Origin of the sequence: Pseudomonas citronellolis (assembly GCF_029335315.1) — a bacterium.
Taxonomy (GTDB): Bacteria; Pseudomonadota; Gammaproteobacteria; order Pseudomonadales; family Pseudomonadaceae; genus Pseudomonas; species Pseudomonas citronellolis_A.
Genome location: NZ_JARJLT010000221.1, coordinates 1 through 10,336, shown reverse-complemented (window position 1 = coordinate 10,336; position 10,336 = coordinate 1). Strand labels below are relative to the sequence as shown.

General features: G+C 70.8%; 6 protein-coding genes. 4 read left to right on the top strand and 2 right to left on the bottom strand.

What is annotated here, in order from left to right:
* From bcsA to bcsC, 4 genes are all read left to right on the top strand, one after another.
* A partial coding sequence (bcsA, locus tag P3W75_RS17500) for a UDP-forming cellulose synthase catalytic subunit (RefSeq protein ID WP_276228580.1) occupies positions 1 to 2,239 on the top strand: 2,239 nt, incomplete at its 5' end.
* On the top strand, positions 2,236 to 4,557 hold the full coding sequence (gene bcsB / locus P3W75_RS17495) for a cellulose biosynthesis cyclic di-GMP-binding regulatory protein BcsB (RefSeq protein WP_276228579.1): 2,322 nt from the start codon (positions 2,236 to 2,238) through the stop codon (positions 4,555 to 4,557). The genes bcsA and bcsB, both read left to right, overlap by 4 nt.
* A 2-nt stretch (positions 4,558 to 4,559) precedes the next feature.
* Positions 4,560 to 5,651, top strand: coding sequence for a cellulose synthase complex periplasmic endoglucanase BcsZ (gene bcsZ / locus P3W75_RS17490; protein WP_276228578.1), 1,092 nt, complete (start codon positions 4,560 to 4,562; stop codon positions 5,649 to 5,651).
* Positions 5,639 to 9,199: a cellulose synthase complex outer membrane protein BcsC gene (bcsC, locus tag P3W75_RS17485; RefSeq protein ID WP_276228577.1), complete on the top strand. Its 3,561-nt coding sequence runs from the start codon at positions 5,639 to 5,641 to the stop codon at positions 9,197 to 9,199. Before bcsZ ends, bcsC begins: the two co-directional genes overlap by 13 nt.
* A 192-nt stretch (positions 9,200 to 9,391) precedes the next feature.
* Here the strand turns inward: bcsC and P3W75_RS17480 are convergent, their stop codons facing one another.
* The gene (locus tag P3W75_RS17480) at positions 9,392 to 9,733 is read right to left on the bottom strand and encodes an FKBP-type peptidyl-prolyl cis-trans isomerase (RefSeq protein ID WP_276228576.1); all 342 of its coding nucleotides are present in this window, start codon (positions 9,731 to 9,733) and stop codon (positions 9,392 to 9,394) included.
* 67 nt (positions 9,734 to 9,800) lie between these two features.
* Positions 9,801 to 10,163 carry a YajD family HNH nuclease gene (locus tag P3W75_RS17475; protein ID WP_276228575.1) on the bottom strand — a complete coding sequence of 121 codons (363 nt, stop codon included), beginning with the start codon at positions 10,161 to 10,163 and terminating at the stop codon, positions 9,801 to 9,803.
* Positions 10,164 to 10,336 lie beyond the last annotated feature (173 nt).

Sequence of the window (10,336 nt, the reverse complement as noted above, 5' to 3'; positions counted from 1 at the left end):
GCCCCGGCGCATCGGCCGCAGCGAGGCCCTGGCGCAGACCCAGCGCCAGCTCAAGGCCGGCGGCGCCACCGTGCAGCGCCTGTTCTACTGGACCCTGGGCGTGCTCGGGCTGCTCATCGCGGTGCTCTGCGTGACCTCGCCGTTCGACCTCACCGCGCAGCTGACCTTCGTCCTCACCCTGTGGGGCCTGGCCATGCTGATGCGCTACATGCCCGGGCGCTTCCCCACGCTGATGCTGATCATCCTGTCGATGACCATCTCCTGCCGCTACCTGTGGTGGCGCTACACCTCGACGCTGAACTGGACCAACAGCCTCGACCTGGTGCTCGGCCTGATCCTGCTGCTGGCCGAGACCTACTCCTGGCTGGTGCTGATCCTCAGCTTCGTGCAGAGCATCTGGCCGCTGCGCCGGCAGTTCGCCGAGCTGCCGGCGGACGAGCGCGAGTGGCCGAGCGTGGACCTGGTGATCCCCACCTACAACGAAGACCTCTCGGTGGTGCGCACCACCGTGATGGCCGCCCTGGGCCTGGACTGGCCGCGCGACAAGCTGAACATCTACCTGCTCGACGACGGCGCCCGCGAGAGCTTCCGGCGCTTCGCCGGCGAGGTCGGCATCGGCTACATCGACCGCCGCGACAACCGCGGGGCCAAGGCCGGCAACCTGAACCACGCGCTGGCGCGCATGGACGGCGACCTGGTGGCGGTGTTCGACTGCGACCACATCCCGGTGCGCGCCTTCCTGCAGATGACCGTCGGCTGGTTCCTCAAGGACCCGAAGATGGCCCTGGTGCAGACCCCTCACCACTTCTTCTCGCCCGACCCCTTCGAGCACAACCTCGGCTCCTTCCGCCGCAAGCCCAACGAAGGCGAGCTGTTCTACGGGCTGATCCAGGACGGCAACGACCTGTGGAACGCCACCTTTTTCTGCGGCTCCTGCGCGGTGCTGCGCCGCGCCGCGCTGGACGACATCGGCGGCTTCGCCACCCAGACCGTCACCGAGGACGCCCACACCGCGCTGCGCCTGCACCGCTCCGGGTGGAACTCGGCGTATATCCGCATCCCGCTGGCGGCGGGCCTGGCCACCGACAGCCTGGCCGCCCATGTGCGCCAGCGCATCCGCTGGGCGCGCGGCATGGTGCAGATCTTCCGCATGGACAACCCGCTGCTGGGCCGTGGCCTGACCCTGTTCCAGCGCCTGTGCTACGTCAACGCGATGATCCACTTCCTCTCCGGCCTGCCGCGCCTGGTGTTCCTCACCGCGCCGCTGGCCTTCCTGCTGCTGCACGCCTACGTGATCTACGCGCCGGCGGTGTTGCTGCTGCTCTACGTGCTGCCGCACATGGTCCACGCCAGCCTGGTCAACTCGCGGGTCCAGGGCCCGTACCGGCAGACCTTCTGGGGCGAGGTGTACGAGTCGGTGCTGGCCTGGTACATCGCCCGGCCGACCCTGGTGGCGATGTTCTCGCCCAAGCGCGGGGCGTTCAACGTGACGCTCAAGGGCGGGCAGACCGACAGCGACCGCCTCGACTGGCAGATTTCCCGGCCGTACCTGGTGTTGGCCGGGCTCAACTTCGTCGGCCTGGGCTTCGCCGCCTGGCGCTTTGCCTACGGCCCGAGCAACGAGTACGGCACGGTGATCGTCAGCTCGCTGTGGGTCATCTACAACATGCTGCTGATCGGCGCGGCCCTCGCGGTGGCCGCCGAAGTGCGCCAGGTGCGGCGCTTCCACCGGGTGCAGGTGAAGCTGCCGGCGGCGCTGCGCCTGGCCGACGGCCACCTGTACCCCGGCGTGCTCACCGACTACTCCGACGGCGGCGTCGGCCTGGAGCTGGTCGAGCCCCGCGAGCTGCCCGCCGACAGCGAGGTGCAGCTGCTGCTGGAGCGCGCCGACCGCGAGTTCGTCTTCCCCGGCCGGGTGATCCGCGCCCATGGCCGCAACGTCGGCATCAGCCTGGCGGAGCTCGACCAGCAGCAACGCATCGACTACGTGCAATGCACCTTCGCCCGCGCCGACAACTGGCTGGGCTGGAGCGACAGCCACGTGGCGGACCGGCCGTTGCGCAGTTTCCTCGACGTCCTCGCCCTCGGCGCGCTGGGCTATTACCGGGTGCTGGAGTACGCCCCGGCGTGGATTCGCCTGCCGGCCCAGCCGCTGACGGCGGCGGCGCGCTGGCTGGCGAGTTTCCGCCCGCGCGCGCCGCACCCCATCCCCACTGACTTACGGAAGAGCCCGACATGAAGCCTTCGCGCCTGTCTCCCCTGGTCCTGGCCCTGCTGCTCAACGCCGCCTTCGCGGCGCCGACGGCGCAGCCGCAACCGGCCGAAGCCGCGCCGCCGGAGACGACCGAGGCCGCGCCCGAGGCGGCGCCGCAGCCGACGGTGCCGCACTGGGTGCGCAGCCAGACCTTCGAGGCCCTCGGGCGGGGCGCCGACAGCCTGCTGATGGGCGTGCGCAACAGCGACCAGATCGAGTTCGGCCTGCGCCGCGACCGCCTGGCCGCCGCCGTCGAGCTGGACCTGCAGTTCACCCCGTCGCCGGCGCTGGTGCCGCGCCTGTCGCACCTGCGGGTGTACCTCAACGACGAGCTGATGGGCGTGGTGCCGATCACCGAGGACGACATCGGCCAGCAGCGCGACTTCAAGATGAAGCTCGAACCCAAGCTGGTGCAGGACTTCAACCGCGTGCGCCTGGAGTTCGTCGGCCACTACACCGACATCTGCGAAGACCCGGCGCACAGCTCGCTGTGGCTCAACGTGAGCCGCAAGAGCCGGATCACCGTCGACGAGCAGGCGCTGGTCACCGACAACGACCTGGCCTACTTCCCGCTGCCGTACTTCGACGCCCGCGACACCGACAAGGTGCAGATTCCCATGGTCTTCGCCGCCAGCCCGAGCCTGGGCGAGCAGAAGGCCGCGGCGATCGTCGCCTCCTACTTCGGCAGCCTGGCCAAGTGGCGCATGGCGACCTTCCCGGTGCTGTTCGACAAGCTGCCGGAACAGACCGACCGCCAGCCGGTGCCGAGCATCGTCTTCGCCACCAACGACCGGCGCCCGGCGTTCCTTGCCGACAAGGAGCGCTTCCCGCCGGTGGACGGCCCGGTGATCCAGCAGATCAGCCACCCGGACAACCGCTACGGCAAGGTCCTGCTGGTGCTCGGGCGCAACGACGACGACCTGGTCAAGGCCGCCTCCGCGTTGGCGGTGGGCACCGACCTGTTCCGTGGCTCGCGGGTGGCGGTGGAGCAGGTCAAGGAACTCAAGCCGCGCCAGCCCTATGACGCGCCGAACTGGGTGCGCACCGACCGCCCGGTACGCCTCGCCGAGCTGCTCGACTACCCCGGCCAGTTGCAGGTGACCGGCTTCCGCCCGGCGCCCATCGAGCTGTCGATCAACCTGCCGCCGGACCTGTTCGTCTGGCGCAACCAGGGCGTGCCGCTGCGCACCCTGTACCGCTACACGCCGCCGGTGGTCACCGACGAGTCGCGGCTGAGCATCAGCCTCAACGACCACTTCATCGGCAGCATTCCGCTGCCGGGTTCCGACGGCTTCGGCAGCACCCTGCAGAACCTGCGCGCGAACCTGCTGCCCGGCGACAACTCGACCCTGGAAGAGAAGACCCTGGTGCCGGCGCTGAAGGTCGGCGACCGCAACCGCCTGCGCTACGACTTCAGCTTCGCCAGCCGCATCGGCAACGCGCAGAACGGCCAGTGCCAGACCTACCTGCCGGCCGACGTGCGCGCGGCCATCGACGAGAACTCCACCATCGACCTGTCGGGCTACTACCACTACATCGCCATGCCCGACCTCGCGGCCTTCGCCCGCAGCGCCTTCCCCTTCAGCCGCCTGGCCGACCTCTCGCAGACCCTGCTGCTGGTGCCGCAGAAGCCCGACGAGATGCAGGTGGGCACGCTGCTCGACCTGGTCGGCGGCATGGCCTCGCGGATCGGCTACCCGGCGCTGGGCCTGACCCTCTCCGACGACTGGGCCAGCGCCACCAAGGCCGACGCCGACCTGCTGCTGCTCGGCCCGCTGCCGGAAGAGCTGCGCAGCGGCCGCGACCTCAACCTGCTGCTCAGCCGCTCCAGCGACTGGCTGCGCCAGGCGCGCTCGCCATGGAGCGCCAGCGTGCCCAGCTCGCAGCGCCTGCGCGAAGGCGACCGCGCCGAGCCGGTGAGCCAGGTGGACGTCCGCGCGCGCGCGCCGATCGCCGCGATCACCGGGCTGCAGTCGCCGTTCCACGGGCAGCGCAGCATAGTCGCGCTGCTCGCCAGCGACGACGCCGACTACCAGCTGCTGCGCCAGACCCTGACCGACCCCGGCCGCCTCAACGACTTCGTGTTCGGCGCGGTGAGCCTGATCCGCAGCAGCGGCGTGAGCAGTCACTACGTCGGCGACACCTACTACGTCGGCCACCTGCCGTGGTGGATGCTGCTCTGGTTCCACCTCTCGCATCACCCGGTGCTGCTGGCCCTGGGCGCGGTGTTGAGCATGCTGCTGCTGGGCATCGTGGTCTGGCGCCTGCTGGCCTGGGTGGCGCGTCGGCGCCTGCAGCCCTGAGCATGCGCGGGCTGGCGCTGGTCCTCGCGCTGTGGCTGCTGGCGCCCCTGGCGTCGGCGGCCTGCTGGCCGGAGTGGGAGAGCTTCCGCGGCGAGCTGATGAAGCCCGACGGGCGCGTGCTCGACCCGTCCCAGGGCGGCATCAGCACCTCCGAGGGCCAGGCCTACGCGATGTTCTTCGCCCTGGTGGCGAACGACCGCGAGAGCTTCCAGCACGCGCTCGGCTGGGCCGAGAACAACCTCGCCGGCGGCGACCTGCGCAAGCGCCTGCCGGCGTGGAAGTGGGGCCAGGACGCGAAGGGCGCCTGGCGCGCGCTGGACGACAACAACGCCAGCGACGCCGACCTGTGGATGGCCTACGCGCTGCTGGAAGCCGGGCGCCTGTGGGCGGTCACCGAGTACCGCGTGCTGGCCGAGCAGATCCTCTGGCGCGTCGCCGCGCAGACCCTGCGCCCGCTGCCGGGCCTGGGCCTGATGCTGCTGCCGGGCGACCGTGGCTTCGTCAGCGCGCGCGGCACGCGGCTCAACCCCAGCTACCTGCCGCCGCAGATTCTCGACCGCTTCGCCGCGCTGGCGCCGGTGTGGGCGGACCTCGCCCGCAACAGCCGCACCCTGCTGCAACGCAGCGCCCCCCACGGCCTGGCGCCGGACTGGCTGCTGTGGAAGGACGACGGCAAGGTCGCCAGCGACCCGGACAGCGGCACCCGTGGCAGCTACGACGCCATCCGCGTCTACCTCTGGCTGGGCATGCTCGACCCAGGCTCCGCCCAGCGCGCCGAACTGCTCGCGCTGTACCGGCCGATGCTGGCGCTGACCCTGGCCCAGGGCGCGCCGCCGGAGAAGGTCGACATCGCCACCGGCAAGGGCCAGGGCAAGGGCCCGGCGGGGTTCTCCGCCGCGCTGCTGCCGCTGCTCGCCGCGCTGGACGAGAAGGCCGGCCTGCAGGCCCAGCGCGAGCGCCTGGCGCAGAGCCCGCCCAGCGGCTACTACGGCCGCGTGCTGGCGCTGTTCGGCCAGGGCTGGGACCAGGACCGCTACCGCTTCGACGACAAGGGACGACTGATGATCCGCTGGGACGCGCCATGCGCAGACTGACCCTGCTAGTGCTGCTGGGCGCCATGCCGGCGACCCTGTTGGCGCAGCCGACCGACCGCGAGCAGCAGCGCGAGTGGCTGCTGCAACAGATCCGCCTGGGCGAGGTGACCCACCGCGAGTCGCTGGTGGAAGACTCCCTGGCGCGCCTGCGGCTGCTGGAACCGAACAACCTCGACGCCATCACCGCGTCGATCCGCCAGGCCCTGCGCACCCACGAGATCGACCGCGCGCGCCAGCTCTACGGCGACCTGCAACGCATCGCCCCCGGCAGCCCGCAGGAACGGCAGATGGCGCGCCTGCTGGAAATGCACAGCGGCGACGGCGAGCAGGCCCTGCAGCAGATCCGCCTGCTGGCCACCGCCGGGCGCTTCGACGAGGCGCTGGCGCGCTACGAGGCGGCCTTCGGCAAGGACGAGCCGCCGTCGCTGGAGCTGGCCATGGAGTACTGGCGCATCCGCAGCCGCCTGCCGGACCAGCTGCCGACCACCATCGAACACCTGCGGGCGCTGGACAAGCAGTACCCCGGCAGCCCCGAGCTGCAACAGTTCCTCGCCGAACAGCTGTTCCGCGCCAAACGCAACGACGAGGCCCTGGCGCTGCTGCACAGGATGGCCGGAGAGAGCCAGTCGCGCGGCCTGGCCGCCGAGCTGGAGTACGCCTACCTGAGCAAGCAGCCGGTCAGCGACGCCAGCGTCAAGGCCTGGCAGGCCTTCCTCGCCCGCTACCCCGGCGACAGCCACGCGGCGCAGGTGCAGGAAACCCTGGACGGCCAGCTCAAGCTGACCGGCGACCCGGCCTGGCGCGCCGGCCAGCAGGGCATCGCGCTGCTCACCGAGAAACGCGCCCCGGCCGAGGCCGAGCGCAAGCTGCGCCAGGCCTTGGCCGCCTACCCGAAGGACGCCACCCTCAAGGGCTACCTGGGCCTGGCCCTGGTCCGCCAGGGTCGCCGCCAAGAGGCGCTGGACTGGCTGAAGCAGGCGGTGGCCGAGGAACAGAACACCTACATCCTCAGCAAGTGGCACGACCTGCTGGCCTCCACCGAATACTGGCTGGGCCTGCAACGGGGCAAGCAGGCCCTGGCCGCGCGCAACTACGATGCCGCGCAACAGGCCTACCAGCAGGCCGCGCAACAGGACCCGAAGGAAGTCATGGCGGTGATCGGCCTGGGCAACGTGGCCCTGGCCCGTGGCCAACGCGCCCAGGCCGAGGGCTACTACCAGCAGGCGCTGCGCATGGACCCGGGCAACGACGGCGCCACGCGCGGCCTGGCCAGGCTCTACCAGGGCCAGTCGGCGCAGCGCTACGCGCAGTTCCTCGCCACGCTGCCGGCCAAGCAGCGCCAGGCCTACGCGCGGCCGCAAGGCGGCGGGGGCGGGGGCGGCGACCCGCAGTTGGAGCGCCTGCGCAAGGAGTCCGCCGTGGCCCTCGAACGCCGCGACTGGCCGGCCGCCACCGCGCTGCTGCGCCAGGCCCGCGAGCGCGCGCCGAACGACCCCTGGCTGGCCGCCGACCTGGCCCGCGCCCTGCGTGAACAGGGGCGCCAGGCCGAGGCCGACGCGGTGTTCGCCGAGCTCATCGCGCGCCAGGGCGACAACCCCCAGGCGCGCTTCGCCTATGGCCTGTACCTGGAGTCCACGGGGCGCTACCAGGCCGCGCTGGACAACCTGCAACGCGTGCCACAGTCCTCATGGAACGACGGCATGCGCCAGCTCGACCAGCGCCTGCAACGCCAGGCCAGCCTGGAGCGCGCCCGCAGCCTCTACGCCAGCGGCGACAGCAAGGCGGCGATGGCGCTGCTGGAGCAACGCATCGCCAGCACCGACGATCCCAGGCAGAAGCTCGACGACTTGCGCCAGCTCGCCGGCTGGGCCCGCCAGCGCCAGGACTTGGAGGCCGCCGACGGCTACTACGTACGCATCCTCGCCCTGCAACCGGCTGACGGCGACGCGCGCCTGGGCCGCATCGAGGCGCAGATCGCCCGTGGCGACAGCGACGCCGCGCGCCAGGCGCTGCTCAGCGACCCGCCGCGCCTGGAACAGGGCAGCTACGACGCGCGCCGGCGCCTGGCCAACGCCTGGGCAGCGGTGGGCGAGAAGCAGCGCGCCGCGACCCTGCTGGCGGCGCTGGCCAAGGAACACAGCGAGCCCGACCCGCTGCTGTACCGCGACCTCGCGCAACTGCAGCCGCACAGCAACGCCGAACAGGCGCTGGACTACTACGCCCTGGGCATGCGCGATGCCGGGCTGCTCAGCGCCGCGCAGGCCAGCCCGCGCGACGACATCGCCCTGACCACCGCCAGCCGCGCCAAGGACGATGACGACTGGCTCAAGCGCAGCCTGCGCAGCGAGGTCGATCGCCTGTACCAGTGGCAGAGTCCGACCGTGACCATCCACCAGGACTACGGCTGGCGCGACAACGATGGCGCCTCGGGGATTTCCGACCTGACCACCTCCACCACCATGGTCCACGCCGAGATGCCGGTGGGCGAGGGCAGGGGCTTCGCCCGCGTCGAGCAGGTGGCCTTGCGCGCCTCCAGCTTCGATACCGACGCCGACGGCCTGCACCGCGAGGCCTACGGCAGCTGCTCGTTCCGTGGCAACACGGCGTCCGGGCCGGTGGCCACCGGCTGCCCCGGCGGCTCGGAAAGCGCCGACGGCACCACCCTGGCGCTGGGCTGGCAGAACGACCGGCTGAGCGCCGACATCGGCACCTCGCCGCTGGGCTTCGAGGAGCAGAACATCCTTGGCGGCGTCACCTACAGTGGCAAGACCTGGGGCACCGGCTGGTCGCTGAGCGCCTCGCGGCGGCCGCTGAACAACTCGCTGCTGTCCTACGCCGGGGCCAAGGACCCGCGCACCGGGGTCAGCTGGGGCGGGGTCACCGCCACCGGCGCGACCCTCGGCCTGAGCCGCGACCAGGGCGGCGTCGACGGCACCTGGGCGAGCCTGGGCTACCACCTGCTGCGCGGCGACAACGTCAAGGACAACAGCCGCTTCCGCGCCATGGGCGGCTACTACTACCGGCTGATCCAGCGGGTGGACGAGGAACTGCGGGTCGGCACCACGGCCATGTACTGGACCTACGAGCGCAACCTCGGCGGCTACACCCTCGGCCAGGGCGGCTACTACAGCCCGCAGCGCTACTACTCGTTCGGCGTGCCGGTGAGCTACGCCTGGCGCAACCCCGACTGGTCGATCTACCTGGAAGGCTCGCTGGGCTATTCCTGGGCCCACAGCGACGCCGAGCGCGCCTTCCCGGTGAATTCGGTGAACGACGACATCCTCGCCCAGTACCCGCCGCTGGTCTCCAGCAACATCGGGGAGCTGCGCGGCGGCGACGACAACAAGGGCGTCGGCTACCTGGCCCAGGCCCTGGCCGAGCGCCGCCTGGACGACCACTGGGTGCTCGGCGGCGGCTTCACCGCGCAACGCAGCAAGGACTACGCGCCGAACCGCGTGCTGCTCTACCTGCGCTACAGCTTCGACCCCTGGCAGGGCAACCTGCCGCTGCCGGTCAACCCGCTCAAGCCCTACGCCGACTTCCGTTGAGCGCGGGTGGGCGCACCGTCTCAATCGTCGCGGATCAGCGAGTAGGGCGGATACCGGCGCCCTGGCCAGCGGCGGATAACCGCGAACGGTTATCCGCCCTACGCGAAAGTCCCTACGGTAGGCGCAACCGTCTTGCATTCGCACCGTTCGCGGGGACGACGGTACGGGAAGGGGGGCTCGGTAGGATCGGGCTCAATCGTCGCGGGTCAGCACTTCCAGCAGCTCGATCTCGAACACCAGGTTCGAGTTCGGCTTGATGTGCGCGCCGATCTGCCGCTCGCCGTAGGCCAGCTGCGCGGGAACGTAGAGCTTGCGCTTGCCGCCGACCTGCATGCCCATCAGGCCGAGGTCCCAGCCCTTGATCACGCGGCCGGTGCCGATCACGCACTGGAACGGCCGGCCCTTGGCGTAGGAGGAATCGAAGACGGTGCCGTCTTCCAGGGTGCCCTGGTAATGGGTGGTGATCAGGGCGCCCTTGACCACCGCCTTGCCGTCGCCGGGGCGGATGTCCTCGATGCGCAGTTCTTCGCTCATGGCTGTCTCTCTCGATTGCGGGGGCGGCTTTTTCGCAGGAAACGCCGGCCAAGGCAACCGCCGGGCTTCAGGAATCCTTGTTGAGCAGCGCGGCCAGGCCGGCGAGGGCCTTGTGCGTGACCTTCGGCCCGCTGGCGCCGGCGTCATTGCCCTGGTAGTGGGCGTCGACCTGGCGCTGGTGCTCGTTGTCGTGGCAGTAGAGGCACAGCAGCTCCCAGTTGGAGCCGTCCTCGGGGTTGTTGTCGTGGTTGTGGTCGCGGTGGTGCACGGTCAGCTCGCTCAGGCGCTTGCCGGCGAATTCCCGGCCGCAGCGGCCGCAGATCCACGGGTACATCTTCAGGGCCTTTTCCCGGTAGCTGCTTTCGCGGCGTTGCTGGGCCTCGGCGAGAAGCTGGTCGACCTTGCTGGTGGGTTTGGCAGGGGTGGACATGGTGGTGGCTCGGTTTCTTGTGGGCAGGCCTCCAGCATATGCCGGGAACGGCGCCGGCTGTAGGGGGGAAGCGGCGCGCGCGAGCGAAAAGTTCGGTGTATGCGGCGGGTCTTATCGCGGACGGAGTCCGCTCCTACGGGGAGGGGGAAACCCATCCTACGAAGCTGCTGCTC